Below are 23840 nucleotides of genomic sequence, written 5' to 3'. Positions count from 1 at the left end.
GTGTTCCTGTGCAGGTGATTGTTATGGTTATACCGGCGCGACCAGATAGCGAATTGCCGGTGATGTTGTGCCCTGATGAAAAGCCAGAACGCGGCTCTGCAACAGGAGGTCATTCATGGTGTGGCGTTCCTGCTGGCGCAAATGCTCAATCCAGGAACCCATCAGGAAGGTCTCGATAAACAGCCCTGGACGTTCGATATCCTCGTACACCGCCCAGCTCATCGCTCCGGCGCGGCGGCGCACCCGGCGTAGCTCGTGCACGGCCTGCAAAAACGCTTTCGCGTCCTGTGGGTCGATGATGTACTCGTGCGACACCAGCACCGGGCCGCGCTCGTTCGGGAGTTCAATCTCCACGCCGTCCAGCGGCTGCCCGCTCAGGTCGAGATTTAAATTCGGATCTTTCTCCAGCTTCCAGCGGAATGCCGTCGCGCTTGCCAGCACCATCCCCAGCGTGGCAACCACCAGCGAGGTCGGGGTGCCGAACTGCGAGGCGATCTGCCCCCAGACGGCGCTGCCTGCGGTCATCGAGCCGAAGAACACCGTCAGATACACAGCCAGCGCCCGGGCTTTTACCCAGCGGGCGGCGCTGCGCTGTGCGCCAAGGTTGAGGGTGGAGAGCACCGCAATCCACGCAAAGCCGGTAAAAAACTCAAACAGGTTCAGCAGCCAGAAGTGGCGCACGAACGCCAGCGCCAGCATGGTGAGGGCAAACGTCAGGCTGGCGGCCACCATCAGCCGATCGGCATTCAGCCGCTGGCGCAGGCGCGGCAGCAGGATCGCCCCGGCAATCGCCCCCAGGCCGATACACGCCAGCATCACGCCGTAGCCCGCCGGGCCTAAGCCCAGCTCGCGGCGCGCCACCAGCGGCAGTAACGCCCAGCCCGCGCTGCCGAAAACGAAGAACGCCACGGTACGCACCAGCACGTTGCGCAGCACCGGGGCGGCGTGCACGTAGCGAATGCCGGACCGCACCGCCGAGAAGAAGTGCTCCGGCGGCAGCCGCTGCACGGAAGGCGCCGGACGCCAGCGCCACAGCACCCACGCCACGCCGACCACGGATAGCGCGTTAAGCGCAAACACCATCCACGGCCCGGCCAGCGACAGCAGGAAACCGCCCAGCGCCGGGCCAATCGCCCGGCTGATGTTGACCCCGAGCGAGTTAAGCGCCACGGCGGAACCCAGCTCGGGCTTGCTCACCAGGTCAGGCACAATCGCCTGAAACGGCGGCGAACTCATGGCCGCGCCCACGCTCAGCAGAAACGTTGCCGCCAGCAGAACGGTGGGGGTGACGTGTCCGGTAAAAGAGAGCAGCGTCAGCCCGGCAGCGGCGATGAATACCCATAGCTGGGAGAAGAGCAGGTATTTTCGTCGGTCAACGATGTCCGCCATCACCCCGGACGGCAGGGCGAAGAGGAACATCGGCAGGCTGCTGGCCGCCTGCACCAGCGCGATATCCAAAGGATCGGCGCTCAGGGTCAGCATGCTCCAGTTGATACCGACGTCGCTCATCCATGAGCCGACGTTAGAGACCACCGTGGCGATCCACAGCATGCGGAACACCGGCTGGCTCAGCGGCTGCCAGGGCGAAGCCGCCGATGCGGGCGTCGTCTCGGCGTGTGCGTCGCGAACGTCGTTAACCTGGGTCATGCGAACCTCTCCATCGTCTTACGCTGCAGCCGCCACTGTCCCGGTCCGGTGAGGGCGAGGGTGGTGAAGATAATCAGCAGCAGCCAGCCAAACTGCCCTTCGGCAATCGACCAGTCCGGGTGCACCGCCAGCATCGCCACCAGCAGCACGGCGATAATCGGCAGGCACGCCAGGCGGGTGTAAACCCCTGCAATGATAAACAGCGGGCAGATGACCTCGGCGACGATCGCCGGGATCAGGCTCGCGTAAGGCCCGAAGCCGAACGGATCTTCAATGCGCGTCAGCTCTTCGCTGAAGTGCAGCACCTTCGGCAGGCCGTGCACGTACAGCAGCAGCAGGCTGCCGGTCAGGCGCAGGAAGAACAGCCCCGGATCGATCCGGGGCAAAGCGTCATTTTGTTTCATCAGAATGCAAAGCAGCTGCAGCCCAGCGCCCCCCAGAAAGCGTTATCGTCGGACACCGGCATCTCTGACGTGCGGGCGAAATCATGCTGGTGGCTATGAACCCCGCACGGGCCGCTGCAGTGGTGGACGGCGCTCATGCCGACGCGTGCGGCCTGCGGCGGCGCGCTGCGGTAGTGGCCCGGCACCTTCACCACCGGGGACCACTCGGGCAGGACCGGAATGGCGGGCGGCGCGAGCGGGCCAAAGCTGCCAGCAGCGTAGACGATATCGCCGTTGACCACGGTGAGGACGGACTCGATGCCCTTGATCTCCTCTTCCGGCACGCGGAAGTAATCTTTGCTGAGCACCGCCAGATCCGCGAGCTGGCCCGTTTTGATCTGCCCCTTCTGGTTCTGCTCGCTGGAGAACCACGCGCTGCCCTGGGTCCAGAGCATCAGGGCGGTATCGCGATCCAGACGGGCGCTGTGATCGTACATCTGCATCCCGCCAACGGTGCGGCCGGAGACCAGCCAGTAGAGCGCGGTCCACGGGTTATAGCTCGCCACGCGGGTGGCGTCGGTGCCTAAGCCCACCGGCACGCCGGTCTCCAGCATTTTCGCCACCGGCGGCGTGTGGCGGGTGGCTTCGATGCCGTAACGCTCGGCGAAATATTCCCCCTGGAAGGCCATGCGGTGCTGCACGGCAATGCCGCCGCCCAGTTCTTTGATGCGGTCGATGTTGGCCTGTGACACGGTTTCGGCGTGGTCGAAGAACCAGTGCAGCCCGTTGAACGGAATGTCGCGGTTCACCTTCTCGAACACGTCCAACATGCGGCTGATGGATTCGTTATAAGTAGCGTGCAGGCGGAATGGCCAGCGGTGTTCGACCAGATGGCGCACCACGCGCTCCAGCTCGTCCTCCATGCCCGGCGCGAGATCCGGGCGCGGCTCGAGGAAGTCTTCAAAATCGGCGGCGGAGAAGACCAGCATCTCGCCCGCGCCGTTGTGGCGGAAGAAGTCGCTGCCCTGGCCCGGCGTGAGCATGTCGGTCCATTTTTCAAAGTCTTCCAGCTCGTGGCCCGGACGCTGGGTAAACAGGTTGTAGGCGATGCGGATGGTCATCTGCTTTTTCTCGTGCAGCTCGGCAATTACCTCGTAATCTTCCGGGTAGTTCTGGAAGCCGCCGCCCGCGTCGATGGCACTGGTCAGCCCCAGGCGGTTCAGCTCGCGCATGAACTGGCGCGTGGAGTTGACCTGCTGCTCCAGCGGCAGCTTCGGCCCTTTGGCGAGGGTTGAGTACAGGATCATGGCGTTCGGGCGGGCGATCAGCATCCCGGTCGGGTTGCCGTTGGCGTCGCGCTGGATCTCCCCGCCCGGCGGGTTCGGCGTGTCCCTGGTGTAGCCGACCACCTTCAGCGCGGCGCGGTTGAGCAGGGCGCGGTCGTACAGGTGAAGGATAAACACCGGCGTATCCGGCGCGGCGTCGTTAATTTCATCCAGCGTCGGCATACGACGCTCGGCAAACTGGAACTCGCTCCAGCCCCCCACCACGCGCACCCACTGGGGCGACGGCGTGCGCAGGGCCTGCTCTTTCAGCATCCGCAGGGCGTCGGCGAGCGACGGCACGCCTTCCCAGCGCAGCTCGAGGTTGTAGTTCAGCCCGCCGCGGATCAGGTGCAGGTGCGAGTCGTTCAGGCCGGGGATGGCGGTGTGGCCTTTTAAGTCGACCACCTTAGTGCCGTCGCAGTGGTGTTGCATCACCTCGGCGACGGTGCCCACTTCCAGGAATTTCCCGTCGCGCACGGCAACGGCTTCCGCGAGAGGGTTCTCGCGATCGACGGTGTGAAACTGGCCGTTAACCAGAATGAGATCGGCTTTACCGAGGGTAACCATAACTGCTCCAGACTGAGAGGGGAATGGTCAGGATTATGGGAACCGGTTTTGGGAAAGATCCAGTTATACAATAGGATAGGTATACCAAAGTATAACTATACCTAAGGTTAACTATACGAAGAGATAATTACGCGCCAGCGGCGTGGGTCATAGGATGAATGCGATTTTATCGGCGTGCTGTTCGCGGCGATTTTAACCTTTAACCTCACTGGATAATCTTATGACCACTACAAAGCTCGAAGTCTTAACCCCAGCCAACTGTCAGATCATCTTCATCGACCACCAGCCGCAGATGGCGTTTGGCGTGCAGTCTATTGACCGCCAGGTGCTGAAAAACAACACCGTGGCGCTGGCGAAAGCGGCAAAAGTGTTCAACATCCCGACCATCATCACCACCGTAGAGACCGAAAGCTTCTCCGGTAACACCTATCCGGAGCTGCTGGATGTGTTCCCGGGCCAGGACATCCTGGAGCGTACCTCCATGAACTCCTGGGACGACCAGAAGGTGCGTGACGCGCTGAAGGCTAACGGCAAGAAGAAGGTGGTTGTCGCAGGCCTGTGGACCGAAGTGTGTAACAACAGCTTTGCCCTGTGCGCGATGCTGGAAGGCGACTACGAAATTTATATGGTGGCGGACGCGTCCGGCGGCACCTCCAAAGAAGCCCACGACTTCGCGATGCAGCGCATGATCCAGGCGGGCGTGATCCCGGTGACCTGGCAGCAGGTGATGCTGGAGTGGCAGCGTGACTGGGCGCATAAAGAGACCTACACCGCGGTGATGGATATCGTGCGCGAGCACTCCGGTGCGTACGGCATGGGCGTGGATTATGCCTACACCATGGTGCACAAAGCGCCGTCTCGCCAGAAGAGCGAGCACCGTACCTTAGCGCCGGTTCCGGCACGCTAAATCCCGGCGGCGGGCTGGTCCCTCATCCGGCTCGTCACTGCCTTTTTCTCTGGAGTTCACAATGAGTACAGGGTTGATATCCCTCGCGGCAGGCGTGCTGATTGGCCTGATGTACGCCGTGCTGAAGGTGCGTTCCCCCGCGCCGCCCGCGCTGGCGCTGATTGGCCTGCTGGGGATGCTGGCAGGGGAACAGGCGATGCGTCATCTTTTATCCCGCGATAATCCCGCTGGCGTGCAGGTGACGGTTCCCCACGTTCAGCACCTGACCGGAGCGTCATCATGAAGGCCTGGATTATTTCGCTGGTGTGCGGGGTCGCGGCTGGGGTAATTTACGCCCTGCTCGACGTGCATTCCCCGGCGCCGCCGGTCGTCGCGCTGCTTGGCCTGTTCGGCATGCTGGTGGGTGAACAACTGCTCCCCATCGGACGTCGTCTGGTGAGCCGCGAACCGCTGACCCTGGCCTGGTTTCGTCATGAATGCGTACCGAAAATCAGCGGTACCGCGCCCCCAGCGCCCGCGAAGGAAAGCCGCGACGCGTAACGAATTGTTTGAGGAAAGACAGCATGACGCTGCCGTGGCGCATTGCCATCATTGATGACGAACGCTCTGTTCGCAGCGGGCTCAGTAACCTGCTGCAATCGGAAGGGTATGCTACCGATACCTTCGATTCGGCAGAGGTGTTTTTGAGCCACCCTCTCGCCCTGTCCGGCGCGTCGCTGGTGATCACCGACATCAAGCTGCGCGGCATGAACGGGATCGAGCTGTTTGAGAAGCTGCGGTTGCTGGCCACGCCGCCGCCGCCAATACTGTTTATCTCCGGCCATGCGGATGAAAATATGCAGCGGTATGCACTCAGCCTGGGCGCCGCTGCATTTTTGCGTAAGCCGATTAACATCGATATTCTGCTGGATCATATTCAGCGGGAGCTGACCCGCCGACAATAAGGATCGCGGATGAACGAACAAACGTCGCCTGCATTTTGGCCCGCCCGGGGAAGTCTCCATGAAGGGCGGGCTTTTGTTCTGAAAGAGGATGTTATTTTTACCGTGCTGGCGCAGGAGGGCGGCATCTCCTGGATGAACGGGCGGCATCCCCAGTCCGGCGGTTCGTTTATTATTGCCACCGCGGTCAGCGATGAAGAAGAGGAGCGGGCAACGCGGCTGCTTAAAAACGAGTTTGCCCTGCGCGATCGACTTCATGACGGCTGGGCTATCCGGCCCGTCGCTTCAACCCAGTACCGCGGACGTTTTGCGCTGGTCTACGCGCCGTTCTGCTTTGAACTGCTGGCGTGCCGGGCAGGTAAGGCGATTTCCGGGATCGCCCGCTTTATCGAGATGGCGATCCGCATCTGCGGTCCCCTGCGCCAGATGCATCTGCACAACCTGATCCACGGCGATATCAAACCCGGGTCGATCTTCGTTCATCACGACGCCACCAGCCGTCTGTGCAGCTTTGGTCTTTCCTGCGCCACTTCCGACGCATTCTCCCAGTCCCGGCTTGCCGCGTCTGGCGGCACGCCCGCCTACATGTCACCGGAACACACCACGCGTACCCAGCGCGCCGTCGACAGCCGGAGCGATCTCTACAGTCTGGGTATCGTGCTTTATGAACTTCTGACCGGGCGATTGCCGTTTGAACTGAGCGCTGATGACCAGACTAACTGGGCGCATTACCACATTGCCTCCGAGCCGCTTGCGCCGGGCCGGGTGCGTCCGGACGTACCCGGCATGCTGTCGACCATTATCCTTAAGCTGCTGGAGAAGAATCCGGAGAATCGCTATCAGACCGTCGACGGGCTGATTGCCGACCTCAGGCGCTGCCAGGCGACGCTGACCGCCGAAGGTGAGATCGTCGACTTTATTCCCGGCCAGCAGGATCGCTCTCCGGCGATCCATCTTGCCGATTCGCTTTTCTCTGCGCATCCGCAGGCCAGCGACGTCATCGCCGCGTTTGAGCGGGTCAGCCAGAGCGGTGCGCCGGAACTGGTGACGATTGGCGGTCCGTCGGGGATCGGCAAATCTTCCGTGATCGCCACCACGCTGAAATCGCTGCAACAGCGCAAGGTGCTGCTGGCGGTGGGCAAGGTCGATCAATACTCTCCCACGCTGCCCTACGGCGTGCTGAGTTCGGCGTTTCGGACGCTCACGCTGCACCTGCTCGGGCTGCCAGCCGGGGAGGTGGCGACATGGAAAATCCGCCTGTCGCGCGCGCTGGAAGGCTTCGAGGAGCTGGCTGTCAGCCTGGTGCCGGAGCTGAATTTATTTCTTGAGAACAAACCGCGTTTCTCTGCGGATACATTTTCCATCGACGCGCGGGCGCGCTTCAGCCATATGGTGCTGGCGCTGGTGAAAACCTTCGCCACCCAGGGCGCGACGCTGGTGCTGCTGCTGGATGATGTGCAGTGGATCGACGCCGCCAGCCTGCAAACGCTCGATTACCTGCTGCGCGCCTGCGGCGCCATCCCGCTGCTGGTGGTGGTGGCGCACCGCGATCTCAGTTCGCTTTCTGATCCCAGCTTGCAGACCGCGCTGGCGAGCCTGCCGGAGGCGGCGCAGCATGCCATGACGATCGTGCCGCAGCCGCTGTCGGTGAAGGCCGTGGCACGCTGGCTCGGGGGGATTTTTCATGCCCGCAGTACCGGCACCTCCGATCTTGCCACGCTGATCCATGAAAAAACCGGCGGCAACCCGCTGTTCGTTCAGGAATTTTTCCGCCGCATCGTCGATGACGGACTGGTGGTGCACAACAAATATCAGGGGAAATGGCATTACGATCTCCAGGCCATCCGCGCCCGGCATTACACCGAGAACGTGGTGACGCTGGTGCTTGAACAGCTCAAAGAGATGCCCGACGAGACGCGCCGCCTGCTGGGCAGCATCGCCTGCCTCGGCTGCACGGGCGAGCTGGAGATGCTGTGCCGCGTGGTGGGGCAGTCGGCGGCGGAAATCCGCTACGCCCTTCATCCGGCGGTTACCGCTCAGCTGATTGTGCTGACGGAGAAAGAGTACGCTTTTACCCACGATCGGGTGCAGGAAGCCGCCTTTGCCCTGCTGGATGAGGGCGAGAAAAGCCATCTGCACCTGACCACCGCCAGCCTGCTGGCGGATGCCGCGCGGCAGACGGCGGGTAACGAACTGCTGTTCCGCGCGGTTCACCACGTCAGCGCCGCGCTGGACTGCATCCAGCCTGCGCCGCAGCGCCAGAGATTCCGTGAGCTGAGCCTCCAGGCCGCGCGGCGTGCGAAGCGTACCGGCGATTACCTTTCCGCCTTAAGTTACATCCAGACCGCCAGAGCGCTGGGGAACGCGGGTCCGGTCTCGGACTTTATGCTGGATATCGAAGAGGCGGGCTGTGAGTTCGCGCTCGGGCACCTGGAGCGCACGCGCGCGCTGTGCGATACGATCCTCGGCTCACCGGGCGGGCTGACGGAGAAAGCGCTGGCCGCTAACCTGCTGGCGGAAGTCTATATGCGCCAGTCGGAGATCCGCCTGGCGCTGGAGGCGTCGTTATGCTGGCTGGGCGTGTTCGGGATCCAGATCAGCCGCTACCCGGAAAATGCCGAATGTGACGAGGCCTGGCAGCAGTTCTGTCAACGCACCGCCGACGCGCCGCAGAACCCGTTTACTCAGCTTAAGCTGATGGAGAGCGCGGAGACCGAAGCGGTAATGAACCTGCTTTACAGCGCCAGTATTTTCGCCAGCTTTACCTGCCCGCGCCTGCACTTCTTACTCCTGTGCCGGATGATGCACCTCACGCTCGATCGCGGCATAACCGGCGCATCCACCACGGCGATGGCCTGGTTTGGCGTGCTGATTGGCCACCGCTACGCCGAATACCGTCTCGGGTTTGAGTACGGCACGCTGGCTCGCGAGCTGGTGAACCGCCACGGCTATGATGCCTATGAAGCTAAAACTCTGCTGCCGCTCGACCAGCTCAGCGTCTGGACCCAGCCGCTGTCGTACACTATCGAGTGCGCCAAGGCCTGCTTTACCTCGGCGGTGACCCACGGCGACATGACGATGGCCTGCTTCGCGGCCTGTCATCAGATCATTAACTTCCTCTCCCGGGGCGATCATCTGGACGGCGTGTTGACCAGCATCGATCGCGGTCTGGCTTTTGTGCGTAAAACGGATTATCAGGACATTGAAACCGTTCTGCACATTCAGCGCCGCTACGTGGAGTTTTTACGCACGCCGGTGACGGGCACATGGAGCGCCGCCCAGGCGCTGCCTGACGATCTGCTGCCCGCACCGCCGGAGCAGGCGCCCGAGCAGACCTCGACCATGCTGTTCTGGTACTGGCTCTATCGCGGGATGGCGCACTTTACCTGCGGCGAATACGCCGACGCGCAGGCGGATTTAGAGAGGGCGGGCTGGTATGCGTGGTCCGCGCCGGGCCATATCCATCTGCTGGATTACCATTTTTACAGCGCGCTGGCGCTTTCCCGCCAGCTTTCGCCGGAGACCTTCTCGGCGGATTATCGCCGCAGTATTCATCACCATTACGACAAAATTGCCCTCTGGGCGCGGATCAATCCGGGCACGTTTGCCGATAAAGAGGCGCTGATTTATGCCGAAATCGTCCGTCTGGACGGCATGAACAGCATCGCGCTGGAGCAGTATGAAAAGGCGGTGCGGCTCTCGCGGGAGGGCGGGTTTAACCCGATCAATGCCCTGGCCCACGAGCTGGCAGGGCGTTTCTCGCTGGCCTGCGGCTACCCGACCGCCTCCGACGCCCATTTCCGCGGTTCGATTGCCGCCTGGGGCCGCGCTGGGGCGCAGGCCAAGGTGCGTCAGATGGAGCAGGATTTCCCGCATCTGCTGGCCTCCGGGCAGAGCCGCGCGTACGACACCGTGGCATTTGCCCAGAACGAGGTGATCCGCGATTTACAGAGCGTCATCAAAGCCTCACGCGCCTTGTCCGAAGAAATCAACCTCGAGCGTTTAATTGAAAACCTGATGACGCTGCTGCTTGAACGGGCCGGGGCGCAGCGTGGCCTGCTGCTTCGCGTCAGCGATAATCACATCCCGGAGATCGAAGCCAGCGCCTGGACCAGCACCGACGGGGTGCGGGTTCGCATCCTGAAAGAGACACCGATGGCGACGGACATGCCGCTGTCGGTGCTGGCCGCGGTGATCCGCACCGGGCAGGAGATCCGCACCGGCAAACCGGAGGAATTTCACCCGTTCAGCCAGGATCCTTATCTGGTGACGTCCGGCGCCGCCGTGATGTGCGTGCCGATGTTCAAACAGGCGCGACTGGTGGGGGTTCTGTATCTGGAAAACCGCCTGATGCCGGAAGTGTTTACCGCCGAACATTCGCGCGTGGTCAGCCTGCTGGGCGCGCAGGCGGCGGTTTCGCTGGAGACGGCACGGCTCTACGCCGAGCTGCTGGCGGAAAACATCCACCGCCGACGGGTGGAGAAAGAGCTGCGCGCCAGCCAGACCTCGCTGATGCTGGGTGAGCAGATCAGCCATACCGGCAGCTGGCGCTGGGAGCTGGTGCAGGATCTGATGTTTATGTCCGAAGAGTACGCCCGTATTCTTGGCCTGCCGGAGCAGCAAAAGATGATCTCAATGGCGGAGTTTTTGACCTTCGTGCATGAGGATGATTATGGCCGGATCGGTAACCTCGTTAATCAGAGCGTGCGTGACGGGCTGTCGATGCGCGCGGAGTTTCGCATTATCCGCACCGACGGCTCCGTTCGCTACATCCTCGGGATTGGCGATCCGGTGGGCGTGGGCAGCGAAGTGAATGAGTATTACGGCATCATTACCGACATCACCAGCCAGCGGGCGGCGGAAGATGCGATGCGGGTGGCGCAGGCGGATCTGGCGCGAGTCTCACGGGCCACCACCGTCGGGCAACTGACCTCCTCGATCGCGCACGAGATCAACCAGCCGCTGATGTCGATTGTCTCGAACGCCGGCGCGAGCCTGCGCTGGCTCAACCGCGATCCGGCGCGGCTGGACAAAGTGCGAGAGGGGCTGGAGGAGATCGCTGCCGAGGGCGAGCGGGCAGGGGAGATCATCCGCAGCATTCAATCTCTGACGCGCAAACAGGACCCCACGTTTACGCGCATCGATCTGCACTTCCTGATCCACCACATTATTATGCTCTCCCGCAGCGAACTTGAGCTGCGACACATAAGCGTTGATTATCTCCTGAACGCTGACGACAGCTTTATCATCGGCGACAGCGTGCAGATCCAGCAGGTGCTGCTTAACCTGGTGATGAATGCGATGGAAGCGATGGCGGAAGTGACGGATCGCCCGTGCAGCATCACGATCGCCACCGCGAACTGCGCCGAAGGGAAGGTGATCTTTGAGATCGCCGATACCGGCAGCGGCATTGAGCCGGAGCTCACCGAGCGGATCTTTGACTCGTTCTATTCGACCAAAGCGCAGGGAATGGGGATGGGGCTGACCATCAGCGCCAGCATCATTGAACGGCACCGGGGAAAACTGAGCGCGCGCCGCAGAGAGCCGTACGGCACGGTGTTTACCTTCGCGCTGCCGCTTGCCGGACAGGAGGCGTAACGGTTATTCCGCTGGCTGATGTTTTGTCAGGCGCTCGACGGCCCTGACCAGCTCGGCCACGGAGCGGACCTGCATTTTCTCCATCACCCGGCGGCGGTGTACTTTCACCGTAATCTCACTGACGCCCAGCTCGGCGGCGATCTGCTTGTTGAGCTTGCCGCTGATGGCAAGCTCAAGCACCTCATGCTCGCGCGGCGTGAGGGACATGTGGCGCTGTTTCAGGGCGTAGTGCTCTTTGACGCGGGCGGCGTTGTGCTGTGCCAGCCTGAGCGCGGATTCGATAGAGCCAATGAGGGCGCTGGATTCAACGGGTTTAGTGAGAAATTCGTAGGCCCCGCCTTTGATCGCCCGGACGGACATAGGGATGGTGCCGTGACCGGTGAGAAAGATGATCGGTATTTCCCGCCCGTTGGCTTTCAGCGCATCTGCGACATCAAACCCGGTGATCGTGGGCATCTGCATATCGAGGATCACGCAGGAGGGCAAATCCTCAAAGGGATGGCTGAGAAAGGCTTCTGCTGAGGAAAAGCCAAGGGCGTGTATATCCGCTGATTCCAGCAGCCCAACAACGGACTGCCTGACTGCGTCATCGTCATCAACCACATAAACAATGTGTTCCATTCACCGCCCCGGTGTGATCAGTAAACCATCGAGAATAAAATGCGCCTTTTTGAACGTAAGCGACTGTTTGCTATCCTCATTCATACTAACACATTAATAATTATTATCATTCGGCAATATGAAGATGATATGAAAGTGTAATAAAAATGTGGCGAATTGGTTAGGATCGGAACGCTGTTTTTAGAGACCTTTCCGGCTGCGAAGCCAGAGCGTGACACAGGCGATATTCATCCTGAGCCACGATGTTTTGTGTGAGGACGCCGACGGGTAAAACAGGCTACACTCTGATTTTGAGCGCGACAAGCTGAGGACATAACGATGCACTACACACTGAAAAGCAGTGACGATAAAGAAAAAGCGGAAGGAACAAGCGGCGCGGGCGCTCTACAGCAAAAACTGCTGGAATCCCGTTCGATTGTCATCTCCGGTGAGATCAACCAGGAACTGGCCCAGAAAGTCATCACTCAGATGATCCTGCTGCAAAGCGTCAGCAACGATCCGATCAAGCTGTACATCAACAGCCAGGGCGGCCACGTGGAAGCGGGCGACACCATCCACGACTTCATTAAGTTTATCCGACCGGAAGTGCACGTCATTGGCACCGGCTGGGTGGCAAGCGCCGGGATCACCATCTTCCTGGCGGCGAAAAAAGAGCACCGCTACTCGCTGCCGAATACCCGCTTTATGATCCACCAGCCGCTGGGCGGCGTGCGCGGTCAGGCAACGGATATCGAAATCGAAGCGCGCGAGATTATCCGCATGCTGGAACGCGTGAACAAACTGATTGCTGACGCCACCGGCCAGCCGCTGGAGAAAGTGAAGAAGGACACCGACCGTAACTTCTGGATGTCACCGGCGGAAGCGCTGGACTACGGCATCGTGGGCAAACTGATCACCCATTATGACGAGCTGAACCTGGATTAAGTTTTAGCCCGCGCGTGCGTCGGGTGACGGCTTCGCCTTACCCGACCTACGCGCGCTCGATTGACCCATGACAAGTTCCCCCCTGGCTGTCTCTTCTATAATCGCGCCTGTCTCCCCTCTCACTGGTGCTAACCATGGCGTATCAACTGAACCTCGACTGGCCGGAATTTCTTGAAAAATACTGGCAAAAACAACCCGTTGTGCTGAAAAATGCCTTCCCGAATTTTGTCGACCCCATTACCCCTGATGAACTGGCGGGTCTGGCGATGGAGCCGGAAGTCGACAGCCGCCTGGTAAGCCATGCTAACGGCAAGTGGCAGGCGAGCAATGGCCCGTTTGAGCATTTCGATAACCTCGGTGAAACCGGCTGGTCTCTGCTGGCGCAGGCGGTGAACCACTGGCATATGCCCGCCGCAGAGCTGGTGCGTCCGTTCCGCGTCCTGCCGGACTGGCGTCTCGATGACCTGATGATCTCCTTCTCCGTCCCGGGCGGCGGCGTTGGGCCGCATATCGATCAGTACGATGTGTTTATTATTCAGGGGATGGGTAGCCGTCGCTGGCGCGTGGGTGACAAGCTGCCGATGCGTCAGTTCTGTCCGCATCCGGCCCTGCTGCACGTCGATCCGTTTGAGCCAATCATTGACGAAGATCTGGCCCCGGGCGATATCCTCTATATTCCGCCTGGATTCCCGCATGACGGCTTCACCCATGAAACCGCGCTCAACTACTCTGTCGGTTTCCGCGGGCCGAACGGTCGCGATCTGATCAGCAGCTTTGCCGATTACGCGCTGGAAAACGATCTGGGTGGCGAGCACTACAGCGATCCGGATCTGACCTGCCGCGAACACCCGGGCCGCGTGGAGCAGTACGAGCTCGATCGCATTCGCCAGATGATGATCGACATGATTAGCAAGCCGGATGATTTTACAAAATGGTTCGGCAGCTTCGTCTCCACGCCGCGTCACGAGCTGGATATTGCCGCCGCCGAGCCGCCGTATTCCGCAGACGAGGTGCTCGACGCGCTGCAAGGGGGCGAAACGCTATCACGCCTGAGCGGGCTGCGCGTGCTGAACATCAACGGCTGCTTCTTTATCAACAGCGAACAGCTGGAGACGGTGGATGTGAACGGGGCGGACGCGCTGTCCCGCTACACCCAGCTCGGCCAGGCCGAGCTGGGTGTAGCGCTGAATAATCCGGCGTTTGTGGAAGAGTTGACCGGATTGATTAACCAGGGATACTGGTACTTCGACGAGTAACAGACAGCGGCGTTTAGTCAGACTAAACGCCGCTACGTTTAAACCAGCATATTACAGGCCTTCCAGTAGTTCAGAAGCCGCTCATCGTCGCGCTCTTTTTCCGCTTTAATTTTCATCGCCTGGGCGAGATTTTCTCGCGATACCTCATGGCCTTTTTGCACGATGTCTAAGACCGCTTCACCAAGAGCCAGCGAAATTTCTGTCCGATTGTTGCGAATCGTCATAAATACCTCCTCGTTGGTTGCGATACTTTAATTATGAACGGAAAATAATCAGTCGCTAATAATTCATCTCATTCTTATTTTTTTTCAATTCGGCGCTAAATAGACATAATATTCGGTTCTGTCAATGATGTTTCAAAATGCTAATACGCATTTCAGGTCCGAATTTATGCGCTACAGTTAATTTCGTGCAACAGGCAAATAACCGAAACAGGAGAATTAATATGGTAGATAAAAGCGCAATTAAGGATCACACTCAGGTTGTCGCCAGCTGCGGAACGCATGTCGGGGTTGTGGACCATCTTGATGGTGAGCGTATCAAGCTTGCGAAGAGCGATCCGGAATCAGGCGGCAAGCACCACTTTATTCCTCTCGGCTGGGTCGATAAGGTCGAAGATAATAAAGTTGTCCTGACCAAAAACCATAAAGAGGTTTTTGCTGAGTGGCAGGAAGCATAAATATATTTCTCGTAAAGAAATATACGCCTTCGCTCCGGCTTCGTCCGGAGCGTAATAGTGTCTGCGCCCGGTGATTGCTGCCATGGCAAATGAATGGTACTGTTTTGCCTGTCCTTTCCCCGATGCAGGCTCCGAATTATGCTCCAGAGTGAAAATACATCAGCGAAGCGCATTTTTTTTGTTGAGGATTTTCAAATATTCGGCGAGCGCTACGGCATCGACTACCGTTTCCCGCAGCTAAAAGATGAGCAGGTCAGCGGCAGCCCCGTGTTGCAGGGGAATGTTGAAGAGATGACGCTCTCGTCCGGCATTTCACTGACCCATTCCGAGGTACGTGTATTACAGCCCTATGAAACCACCTCTCGCCACAGCAGCCCGCTTTATATGCTGGTGGTGCTGGAAGGGTGCGTGACGCTCACGCTCAATGGTATCGATTATCCCGTCCGCCCGGGCATGGCGTTCAGCTCGCGTCTGAGTGAAGATCAGGTGATGAGCGCGCGTCACGATGCTGACAGCACGCTGAAAACGCTCTCGTTTGGCGTGTACCCGCACGATGCCGGACGTGAAGCCCTGCTTGAGTCGCTGCTGCTGGAATGGCAAAGCCTGAATACCCCCGCGTTTGTCTGGCACGTTCCCGAGTTTGTGATGTCAGGCATTCAGCATGCACAGCGGCAGGGGGGAAGCGTGCTCTCGCGTAAGCTGTTGCTGGAGGGGCTCATGTACCAGCTGCTCGGCCACGGCCTGAACCAGTGCCAGCTGCCCTGCCCGAGCCGCCCTGAGCATGCGCGTCTGGAACGCGTCCGGTGCCTGCTGGAACAGTCTCCTGAACGTGACCATACACTCGCGCAGCTGGCAGCCCTTGCTGCCATGAGCCCAAGCAGCCTGCGCAGCAAGTTCCGTCAACGCTACGGCTACACACTCTTCGATTATCTCCGCGACTGTCGCCTTGCGCTGGCGCGTCGCTATCTGCTGGAAGGCCACAGCGTACAGCAGGCGGCGTGGATGTGCGGGTATCAGCATGCCACCAACTTCGCCACCGCGTTTCGTCGTCATTACGGGATTTCACCGGGTGACGTGCGCAAATTCCGCTAACGTAATTTTGTCCATCGCGCGAACGTATCCCGTGCGGTTTAGCATCGCGCATACATAACCTGGCGGCGCGCATAGCTGTTTGCACCCTCAAAAAGGTAATAATTCTTATTAACAATAAGAAATATCTCTGGAGAGGGTTATGTTTGCTAAATCGCGTCTGGCACTGCTGGTGGGATGGGTTACCGGTAGCGTCGCTTTTCCTTTACTGGCACAGGATGCCCAAAAAACTGACACCGTGGTGGTGACCTCGCAGATGCAGTCTGCGGCCACCAAGCTTGAAACGCCGGATATTGAAACCCCGCAATCGGTCTCTATCGTCACCCGCGAGCAGTTCGAAGAGCAGGGCGCAACCAGCGTGCGTCAGGCCGTGAGCTACACGCCGGGGGTCTACAGCAACCAGATTGGGGCATCAAACCGCTTCGACTACATGGTGCTGCGCGGCTTCTCGGACGGCAGCCTGGACAACGTCTACCTCGACGGACTGAAGATGATGGGCGACACCAATTCCCACAGCTCGCTGGTGGTTGATCCGTGGTTCCTGGACAGTATCGAAGTCGTGCGCGGCCCGGCCTCCGTGCTGTACGGTCGCTCATCGCCGGGCGGCATCGTGGCGCTCACCTCCCGTAAGCCATCGTTCGATCCGGGCGGGGAGATCAAGCTCTTCGCCGGTAACAATAACCAGCGCGGGGCGATGTTCGACGTCACCGGCCCGGTTGATGATAACGACCGCGTGGCGGTGCGCCTCAGCGGGATGACCCGCTATGCCGATTCCCAGTTCGATCCGCTCAAAGAAGAGCGTTACGCGCTGATGCCGAGCCTGACCTGGCGTATCACCGATAATACCCGTCTGGATCTGATGGCCTACCTGCACCGCGATCCGGAAGGCGGCAGCCACTCCGGCCTGCCGTATGAGGGCACCGTCGTGCCGCACAGCGGTAAGAAAATCTCCAACACCTTTTTTGAAGGTGAAGACGATTACGACAAGTACGATCGTCGGGAAAACATGGTCGGTTATAACATCGAGCACTTGTTTGACAGCGGCTGGGCCGTGCGTCAGAAGCTGCGCTACCTGCACACCAAAGTCGAGCTGAACCAGGTGTATGCCGCAGGCTGGCTGAACGACACCGAGCTGAACCGCGGCTATTCCGGCTCCGACGAGAAGATGAACGCCATCACCCTGGATAACCAGGTCGACGGCAGCTTCGATACCGGCGAGGTGAACCACCGCGTGCTGATCGGCATGGACTACCAGGACCGCACCAACAACGTCACCGGCTACTACGGCGGCTTCCCGCCGATTGACGCTTTCCATCCTGCTTATGGCGCGAAGCCGGACTATATCACCCAGTACAGCAGGGAAAAGCATAAGCTGCGCCAGACCGGCTACTACCTGCAGGATCAGATGTCCATTGACCACTGGCGCCTCACGCTGGGTGGGCGTTACGACCAGGTGAGCGTGTCGAACGTCGACAACTTCAACCATACCCGCAGCGATCTGGATAAAAACAACTTCAGCAGCCGCGCGGCGCTGCTGTATCTGTTTGATAACGGCGTCGCGCCGTACGTCAGTTACTCCACCGCCTTTACGCCGACCAGCTTTGCCGACGAGCAGGGGAATATCCTGGATCCGATGAAGGGCAAGCAGTGGGAAGCGGGCGTGAAGTATGAGCCGGAGGGGATGAACAGCCAGTTCAGCGCCTCGGTGTTCCGCATCAACCAGAAGAACATTGCCACTAAAGAGGAGCCGACCGATCCGTACCGTTCCATCGGTGAAATCGAATCCGAAGGCGTTGAGCTGGAGGCGATTGGACAGCTGACCGATAGCCTGCGCATGCAGGCGGCCTACACCTATACGGATATTCGCTACAAGAAGAGCAGCCCGGAAGAGGAGGGCAAGCGCGCCGTCTATGCCCCGCGTAACATGGCCAGCGCCTGGCTGAGCTACGACGTCAAAAGCGGTCCGCTGGACGGCCTGACCGTCGGCTCCGGCGTGCGCTATGTCAACGGGATCGCCAGCGATCGTCAGAACACCCATACGCTACCGTCATACACCCTGGTGGATATGGTCGTGGGGTATGACCTGTCGAAAGTGGGGCTCACGGACGTGAGCGCGCAGTTGAACGTCAATAACCTGACGGACAAAAGCTACGTTGCGGCGTGTAACTCGCTCTCTTACTGCTACTTCGGTGCAGAGCGCAGCATTGTCGGCAGCGTTTCGTGGACGTTCTGAGTCGTTAGCCAATGCCCGGTGGCGCTGCGCTTACCGGGCCTACGGGATCGGTTTTCACCCTCTCCCTGCGGGAGAGGGCCGGGGTGAGGGCAACAGGCCGCACTACCCCTCCATCGCAATCACAATCGCCTCACCCATCTTTTTCAACGCCTCGCGATGTTTATCCGTCGGCGGCAGCGCCACGTTGATCCGCAGACAGTTGCGGTACTTACCGGAGGCGGAAAACAGCGACCCGGCCGCAGCCTGGATCTTCAGACGGCACAGCTGCTTGCTGACGCACACCATGTCGACCATCTCCGGCAGCTCGACCCACAGCAGGAAGCTGCCCTGCGGGCGGGTAACGCATATTTCTGCCGGAAAATACTGCCGCACCCAGCAGGTATAGGTCTCCATATTCTGCTGATAAATCTGGCGCATGCGCCGCACGTGGCGATGGTAATGGCCGTCGCGAATAAACGCCGCCACCGCCATCTGCGTGCCCGGCACGTTAAAACCGCCCGCGGCGTATTTCATGTGCATCACCCGGTCGTAATAGCGCCCCGGCACAATCCAGCCGACGCGCAGCCCGGGCGCCACGGTTTTGGTAAAGGAGCTGCAGAGGATCACGCGGCCATCAATGTCCATAGAGTGAATGGTGCGCGGGCGCGGGTACTCTGCGGCCAGCTCGCCGTAGATATCATCCTCCACAATCACAATATCGTGCCGCTGGGCGAGCGCCAGCACCTGCTTTTTACGTGCTTCCGGCATGATAAACCCGAGCGGGTTATTGCAGTTGGGGACCAGGATCACCGCTTTGATCGGCCACTGCTCCAGCGCCAGCTCTAACGCCTCGATGCTGATCCCGGTCTCGGGATCGGTAGGTATTTCAATCGCCTTGATGTCGAAGCCGCGCAGCATCTGCATGGTGCCATGAAACGACGGCGACTCGACCGCCACGATGTCCCCCGGCTTGCACACCGAGAGCAGGGCGATCGACAGCGCGCCGTGGCAGCCGTTGGTGATCACAATCTCGTTTGCCGCCACGGTGGAGCCGCCGTCCAGCATCAGGCGGGCGATCTGCTCGCGCAGCTCCAGACGACCATCGAGCACGTCATAGCTCAGCATTTCGCCAGGGTTATGCTGCGCAATGCGGCTCATCTCGCGCCACAGCGGCTTCAGGCTCGGCTGGTTGATGTCCGGCGAGCCGCCGCCAAAGGAGATCATCTCTTTGTCGGCGCGGGCGTCCAGCAGCATCATCACCTCATCCCACTGGGTGACGTCCACGGGGCGCTGCACCGGGCGCGTCATCGCCGGTACGGGCGGCTGCGCTTTGCGTTTCGAGACAAAATAACCGGAGCGCGGCTGGGGCGTGATCAGCTGGAGATTTTCGAGGATCTGGTAGGCCTGCTGTATGGTGCTGATACTCACGCCGTGTTCCTGGCTCAGCGTGCGTACCGACGGCAGACGTTCGCCGCTGCGATACAGCCCTTGTTCGATACGTTCCGCCAGTAGGTTGGCCAGATGTTGATAGCGCGTCATGCTGTATCCTTTGTTTTCACCATACAGATTATTAAACCAGTACAGACTGGTGGGTAAAACGCCATGCAGATACCGTTTTAGCGGATCTGTATGGTAAACAAAAGCAGTTTTTGAATCTGTATTGTACTGGCCGTTTTCCATGATGATAACCCCACTGGCACAGCGAGGAGAGCATCATGGAATTCTACGAGAATCGTTCAAAACGTCCGTTTATCGCGTTTGTCTGGGTAGCGAAAACGCTGCGTAACTGGTATCGCATCAACCGTACCCGCCGCATTCTGAGCCAGATGAGCGACGAGCAGCTCAAGGACGTTGGGTTATCGCGATATGATGTGTAAGCATAGGGTTGCCCGGTGGCGCTACGCTTACCGGGCCTACAGGAGACCGTAGGCCGGGTAAGGCGCAGCCGCCACCCGGCGGTTTTCAACTCAACAGCGCAAGCGTCTGCCGTTTCGGCCTTTCCAGCAGCTCAACCGCCTCCTGATATGACCGCACGTTGTTATAGCCCATCACCAGCCCGTAGCGTTTGCCCGACCCGCGATACCACTCCGACAGCGCATTAACCTGTAGTTGCTGTTCCTGCCAGCAGCGGGCGATCTCCCGGTCAGCGCTTCCCTTTGCGAGGAACGCGACAATATGCATTCCACCGTCGTTTTGCTCGGTGAAGAACAGATCACCATAGACCTCACCCAGGGCGGCAATCATCCAGTCGCGGCGGATCTGATACAGGGCGCGCATCTTTTTCAGATGACGAAAAAAATGCCCTTCGTTGAGAAATGCGGTGAGGATTTTTTGCGTCAGCACCGGCTGGCCGCTGGTGGTAATGTCCGCGCAGTCGGTAAAGGCCCCGACGGTGCTGGCGGGCATCACCACGTAGCCCATGCGCAGTGAAGGCATGATGGTTTTGCTGAAGGTGCCCATAAAGATCACCCTGTCATGCTGGTCGAGGCTTTTCATCGACGGCAGCACTTTGCGGGTGTAGTGAAATTCCCCGTCATAATCGTCTTCGATAATCCACGCCTCGTTTTGTGACGCCCAGTCGAGCAGCTGCTGCTTGCGCGGCAGTGAGAGCGTCACCGCCAGCGGACTCTGATGCGACGGGGTAACGATGGCAAAACGCGCGTCGCGATGATGACGGAGCAGGTAGTCCGTATCGATGCCGCAGCGATCAACCGGCACGGTGTGCAGGCGGGGCACGATCCGCTTGAGCAGCTGCTGGCCCATAAAATAGCCCGGATCCTCAAACACCACCTTGTCGCTGCGGCTGGCAAGCGTGTCAAGGATCAGGCGCAGGCTGCCGCTGTAGCCGCTGGTGATCAGTACCTGTTCGGCGGTGCAGGATAACCCGCGCGAGATATTGAGATAGCGGGCAATCGCCTCGCGCAGCGGATACCAGCCCAGCACCGGCGGGTTGAGCATTTCATCCTGACGCATGGCGCGCGTCGCCTGGCCCGCCAGCAGCAGCCATTTTTATAGGGGAAGCTGTCGAGCGCCGGAATGCCGGGGCGCAGAAAACCGGCCCGTTCGCGCTGGCTAATCAACGACGCCGGCAGCGTGCCGGTCGCTTGTTCTGCGGGGGCGTGTTGCGCGGGCAGCAGAAGATCCGGGTTCACCCGCGTCCCGCGCGCGCCCTGGCTTACCAGATACCCTTCGCCCGTCAGAATGGCATACGCCGTCTCGACGGTTTTTCGCGCGACCTTAAGCTCTTCCGCCAGCACGCGGATGGCAGGCACTTTATCGCCCGGCTTCAGCACGCCGCGCGTGATGTTGTCGCGATAGCGGGAATAAATCTCATGATAGCCCGGCTTCATGTCCTACCTCATTTCACGCTTTTTGTGTCTTTTTACTATGTCATTAACGGCGTAGATTTGCCTTATCGCATGAAAAAAACGGCACAAAAAGAGGAAAGACAATGAGCACCCGCGTAAACCACCACAAAGCCACACCTGCACTTGCCAACGCGCTTTCTGCCCTGAGCATGGAGGTGGCGAAAACCTCCATCGACCCGGCGCTTAAGCACCTTATCGACATTCGCGTATCGCAGCTGAACGGCTGCACCTTCTGTCTGGATATGCACTCGAAAGAGGCTAAAATCGCCGGTGAGCGCGAGCTGCGCCTGTACCATCTGGCGGCCTGGCGCGAGTCCCCGCTGTTTAGCGCCCGTGAAAAAGCGGCGCTGGCCTTCACCGAAGCGCTGACCCAGATTGGCGTACATGGCGTGAGCGATGCGCTGTACCGCAGCGTGGCGGAGCACTTCTCGGATGTCGAGATTTCAGAGCTGAACTTCGCCATCGTAGCGATCAACGCCTGGAACCGCCTGGGCATTACCTCCCGCATGGAGCCGGGCGCGCTGGATGCGGCTTACGGTCTGAACAAGGCTAACCTGGAATAATTCCGCGCTCGCGGATCATCGCCACCAGCGCCCGTAATCCAGGCGAGTGGGGGATTGGGGCGTTTATGGAGTCGAAGTCGATGGTGGGTTAAACCCTGCCCGGTGGCGCTACGCTTACCGGGCCTACATGAGCCCGTAGGCCGGATAAGCGCAGCGCCATCCGGCAAACACTTCGCTCCATACCGAAGCATTGTGGTTTTTCCTCCTGCATTCTCTCCACACCCTCACTACGGAGAGACACCCATGATCGCAGTCCTTTTTGAAGCCAAAGCGGAGCCTCATCATCAGGCGCGCTATCTGCAGCTTGCCGCTGAACTCAAGCCTTTGCTGGCGGACATCGACGGCTTTATTGATATAGAACGTTTTAAGAGCCTGAGCATCGACGGCAAAATCCTGTCCCTTTCCTGGTGGCGGGATGAAGAGGCCGTCCGCCGCTGGAAGCAGAATGTCTTCCATCAGGCCGCGCAGGCCGAAGGCCGGGAGTCGATTTTTTCTTTCTACCGTATTCGTGTGGCGCAGCTGGTGCGGGAGTACAGCTCCGAAACGAGAGGGCACGCGGATGTATGACGTTCATGTGATTTTTAGCGACAGACCCGGCGAGCTGGCGCGCTTTGGACAGCTGTTAGGCCGCAACGGCGTGGGGCTGGAGGGGGGCGGCGTTTTCGGTACGGATGCCCATTTCCTGGTGGAGGACGGGGAAAAAGCCCGCCGTGTGCTGCTCGACGCCGGGTTTACCGTGCAGGCGCTGCGAAAGCCGGTGATCAGAAAGCTTAAGCAGGAGCGTCCTGGCGAGCTGGGCGAGATAGCGGCGGCGCTGGCCGCAAAGGGCGTGTCTATCCTGACTCAGTACAGCGACCACGCGAATCACCTTATTCTGCTGACGGATGATGATAATCTGGCCGCTGAGATCACCACACCCTGGGCGACAAATGTTAAAGACGAGCTTACCCTCTGATAACAGCGCGATGCTGGAAAAGGCCATTGCCGCTGTAGCGGCTGCAATGGCCGATCCGTCGCGCGTGAAAATGCTCTGTGCACTAATGGACGGGCGGGCGTGGACGGCCACCGAACTGAGTGCGGCGGCAGACGTTGCGCCGTCGACCGCCAGCGGGCATCTTGCCCGGCTGGTTGAAGGGCAGCTAATTACCTGCCTGTCGCAAGGGCGGCATCGTTATTATCGTCTTGCCGGGCACGACGTGGCGGCGCTGGTGGAACAGATGATGGGGCTTTCGTGGAGCCGCATTACCCCGCCGGAAACTACCGCGCCGAAAGCCATGCGGGAGGCGCGGACCTGCTACGACCATCTCGCAGGCGCGGTGGCGGTGCAGATCTACGATTTCATGCAGGCAGCAGGCTGGCTGGAGGTAGACGGTTCAGCGCTCACGCCGTATGGTCGGGAGCAGTTTCTGAAGCTCGGCGTTTCGTTAAGCGCTCATTCGCGCCGAAAAGCGTGCTGCGCCTGCCTGGACTGGAGCGAGCGGCGGTTTCATCTCGGAGGCGAAGCCGGCGCAGCGCTGCTTCTTTATCTGGAAAGCAAAGGGTGGATCCAGCGGGTGGCGGGGTACAGGGAGGTGGTTGTGACGGCTTCAGGACAGGGCGCCATCTCCAGACATTTTAGCCGCTAAACTCCGCTGCGGGCTGTGCCCTCACTCTGGCCCTCTCCCACAGGGCTGAGGGATCCCCAGTAATTTTTTTATGCAGAAGCAATAAAGTTGCTTTCTAAATGACTGAGGGCTGTCAGCGATGCCCTGGTCCGGCTG

The 23840-nt window shown here is 59.8% G+C and carries 21 protein-coding genes and 1 pseudogene; 15 read left to right on the top strand and 7 right to left on the bottom strand.

Annotated features, from left to right (window positions below):
* Nucleotides 1–27: 27 nt before the first annotated feature.
* Genes ACOTZP_RS21365 through ACOTZP_RS21355 form a run of 3 tightly spaced genes read right to left on the bottom strand, consistent with a single transcriptional unit; the run spans nt 28 to nt 3922 of the window.
* Nucleotides 28–1647: an MFS transporter gene (locus ACOTZP_RS21365; protein WP_332976021.1), complete on the bottom strand. Its 1620-nt coding sequence runs from the start codon at nt 1645–1647 to the stop codon at nt 28–30.
* Nucleotides 1644–2051 carry a DoxX family protein gene (locus ACOTZP_RS21360; protein ID WP_421633779.1) on the bottom strand — a complete coding sequence of 136 codons (408 nt, stop codon included), beginning with the start codon at nt 2049–2051 and terminating at the stop codon, nt 1644–1646. The genes ACOTZP_RS21365 and ACOTZP_RS21360 overlap by 4 nt, the downstream gene beginning before the upstream one ends.
* Nucleotides 2051–3922, bottom strand: coding sequence for an amidohydrolase (locus tag ACOTZP_RS21355; RefSeq protein ID WP_023299235.1), 1872 nt, complete (start codon nt 3920–3922; stop codon nt 2051–2053). Before ACOTZP_RS21355 ends, ACOTZP_RS21360 begins: the two co-directional genes overlap by 1 nt.
* Before the next feature lie 220 nt (nt 3923–4142).
* On the opposite strand from ACOTZP_RS21355, the gene ACOTZP_RS21350 reads away from it, so the two are divergent.
* The 5 genes from ACOTZP_RS21350 to ACOTZP_RS21330 all read left to right on the top strand — a co-directional run bounded on the left by ACOTZP_RS21350 (nt 4143) and on the right by ACOTZP_RS21330 (nt 11368).
* Nucleotides 4143–4829, top strand: a complete 687-nt coding sequence (locus ACOTZP_RS21350; protein ID WP_022646922.1) for a hydrolase — start codon at nt 4143–4145, stop codon at nt 4827–4829.
* A 61-nt stretch (nt 4830–4890) separates the two neighbouring features.
* Entirely contained in the window at nt 4891–5112 is a 222-nt protein-coding gene (locus ACOTZP_RS21345; RefSeq protein WP_022646923.1) for a DUF1427 family protein, read from the top strand.
* Nucleotides 5109–5369 (top strand): XapX domain-containing protein, encoded by a 261-nt coding sequence (locus tag ACOTZP_RS21340; protein ID WP_271075041.1) that lies wholly within the window; start codon nt 5109–5111, stop codon nt 5367–5369. Before ACOTZP_RS21345 ends, ACOTZP_RS21340 begins: the two co-directional genes overlap by 4 nt.
* Before the next feature lie 23 nt (nt 5370–5392).
* On the top strand, nt 5393–5773 hold the full coding sequence (locus tag ACOTZP_RS21335; RefSeq protein WP_006810275.1) for a response regulator transcription factor: 381 nt from the start codon (nt 5393–5395) through the stop codon (nt 5771–5773).
* Between the two features lie 9 nt (nt 5774–5782).
* Nucleotides 5783–11368 (top strand): trifunctional serine/threonine-protein kinase/ATP-binding protein/sensor histidine kinase, encoded by a 5586-nt coding sequence (locus ACOTZP_RS21330; RefSeq protein WP_271075040.1) that lies wholly within the window; start codon nt 5783–5785, stop codon nt 11366–11368.
* A gap of 3 nt (nt 11369–11371) precedes the next feature.
* Here the strand turns inward: ACOTZP_RS21330 and ACOTZP_RS21325 are convergent, their stop codons facing one another.
* Complete coding sequence (locus tag ACOTZP_RS21325; protein ID WP_022646926.1) at nt 11372–11989, bottom strand: response regulator transcription factor; 618 nt, start codon at nt 11987–11989, stop codon at nt 11372–11374.
* Between the two features lie 318 nt (nt 11990–12307).
* Between ACOTZP_RS21325 and ACOTZP_RS21320 the strand changes: the two genes are divergently transcribed.
* Both ACOTZP_RS21320 and ACOTZP_RS21315 read left to right on the top strand, forming a co-directional pair.
* Complete coding sequence (locus ACOTZP_RS21320; RefSeq protein WP_022646928.1) at nt 12308–12913, top strand: ATP-dependent Clp protease proteolytic subunit; 606 nt, start codon at nt 12308–12310, stop codon at nt 12911–12913.
* A 134-nt stretch (nt 12914–13047) separates the two neighbouring features.
* Nucleotides 13048–14169 (top strand): cupin domain-containing protein, encoded by a 1122-nt coding sequence (locus ACOTZP_RS21315; RefSeq protein WP_171932208.1) that lies wholly within the window; start codon nt 13048–13050, stop codon nt 14167–14169.
* Nucleotides 14170–14207: 38 nt separating this feature from the next.
* On the opposite strand, the gene ACOTZP_RS21310 is transcribed toward ACOTZP_RS21315, so the two are convergent.
* Complete coding sequence (locus ACOTZP_RS21310; RefSeq protein WP_010427252.1) at nt 14208–14393, bottom strand: hypothetical protein; 186 nt, start codon at nt 14391–14393, stop codon at nt 14208–14210.
* A gap of 221 nt (nt 14394–14614) precedes the next feature.
* Here ACOTZP_RS21310 and ACOTZP_RS21305 point away from each other — a divergent pair, with 221 nt between their 5' ends.
* From ACOTZP_RS21305 to foxA, 3 genes are all read left to right on the top strand, one after another.
* A complete protein-coding gene (locus tag ACOTZP_RS21305) occupies nt 14615–14848 on the top strand; it encodes a DUF2171 domain-containing protein (protein ID WP_003863067.1) in 234 nt (77 codons plus the stop codon).
* Between the two features lie 138 nt (nt 14849–14986).
* The gene (locus tag ACOTZP_RS21300) at nt 14987–15940 is read left to right on the top strand and encodes a helix-turn-helix domain-containing protein (RefSeq protein ID WP_271075039.1); all 954 of its coding nucleotides are present in this window, start codon (nt 14987–14989) and stop codon (nt 15938–15940) included.
* A gap of 121 nt (nt 15941–16061) precedes the next feature.
* On the top strand, nt 16062–18170 hold the full coding sequence (gene foxA / locus ACOTZP_RS21295) for a ferrioxamine B receptor FoxA (RefSeq protein ID WP_271075073.1): 2109 nt from the start codon (nt 16062–16064) through the stop codon (nt 18168–18170).
* A 102-nt stretch (nt 18171–18272) separates the two neighbouring features.
* On the opposite strand, the gene ACOTZP_RS21290 is transcribed toward foxA, so the two are convergent.
* Nucleotides 18273–19688 carry a PLP-dependent aminotransferase family protein gene (locus ACOTZP_RS21290; protein WP_023305386.1) on the bottom strand — a complete coding sequence of 472 codons (1416 nt, stop codon included), beginning with the start codon at nt 19686–19688 and terminating at the stop codon, nt 18273–18275.
* A 176-nt stretch (nt 19689–19864) separates the two neighbouring features.
* Here ACOTZP_RS21290 and ACOTZP_RS21285 point away from each other — a divergent pair, with 176 nt between their 5' ends.
* Nucleotides 19865–20026, top strand: a complete 162-nt coding sequence (locus ACOTZP_RS21285; protein WP_003863073.1) for a DUF1127 domain-containing protein — start codon at nt 19865–19867, stop codon at nt 20024–20026.
* Between the two features lie 85 nt (nt 20027–20111).
* Here ACOTZP_RS21285 and ACOTZP_RS21280 read toward each other — a convergent pair.
* A pseudogene (locus ACOTZP_RS21280) lies at nt 20112–21499 on the bottom strand (PLP-dependent aminotransferase family protein).
* A 101-nt stretch (nt 21500–21600) separates the two neighbouring features.
* Here ACOTZP_RS21280 and ACOTZP_RS21275 point away from each other — a divergent pair.
* The 4 genes from ACOTZP_RS21275 to ACOTZP_RS21260 all read left to right on the top strand — a co-directional run bounded on the left by ACOTZP_RS21275 (nt 21601) and on the right by ACOTZP_RS21260 (nt 23705).
* Complete coding sequence (locus ACOTZP_RS21275) at nt 21601–22080, top strand: carboxymuconolactone decarboxylase family protein (RefSeq protein WP_022646934.1); 480 nt, start codon at nt 21601–21603, stop codon at nt 22078–22080.
* 243 nt (nt 22081–22323) lie between these two features.
* On the top strand, nt 22324–22647 hold the full coding sequence (locus tag ACOTZP_RS21270; RefSeq protein WP_023299242.1) for an antibiotic biosynthesis monooxygenase family protein: 324 nt from the start codon (nt 22324–22326) through the stop codon (nt 22645–22647).
* On the top strand, nt 22640–23035 hold the full coding sequence (locus ACOTZP_RS21265; protein WP_271075038.1) for an amino acid-binding protein: 396 nt from the start codon (nt 22640–22642) through the stop codon (nt 23033–23035). Before ACOTZP_RS21270 ends, ACOTZP_RS21265 begins: the two co-directional genes overlap by 8 nt.
* Nucleotides 23010–23705, top strand: a complete 696-nt coding sequence (locus ACOTZP_RS21260; protein ID WP_045307861.1) for an ArsR/SmtB family transcription factor — start codon at nt 23010–23012, stop codon at nt 23703–23705. Before ACOTZP_RS21265 ends, ACOTZP_RS21260 begins: the two co-directional genes overlap by 26 nt.
* Nucleotides 23706–23840: the final 135 nt, after the last annotated feature.

The sequence above is a fragment of the Enterobacter cloacae complex sp. SYL001 genome (genome assembly GCF_049237025.1).
In the GTDB taxonomy this organism is placed as follows: Bacteria; Pseudomonadota; Gammaproteobacteria; order Enterobacterales; family Enterobacteriaceae; genus Enterobacter; species Enterobacter intestinihominis.
This window is presented reverse-complemented; position numbering and strand designations above follow the sequence as displayed.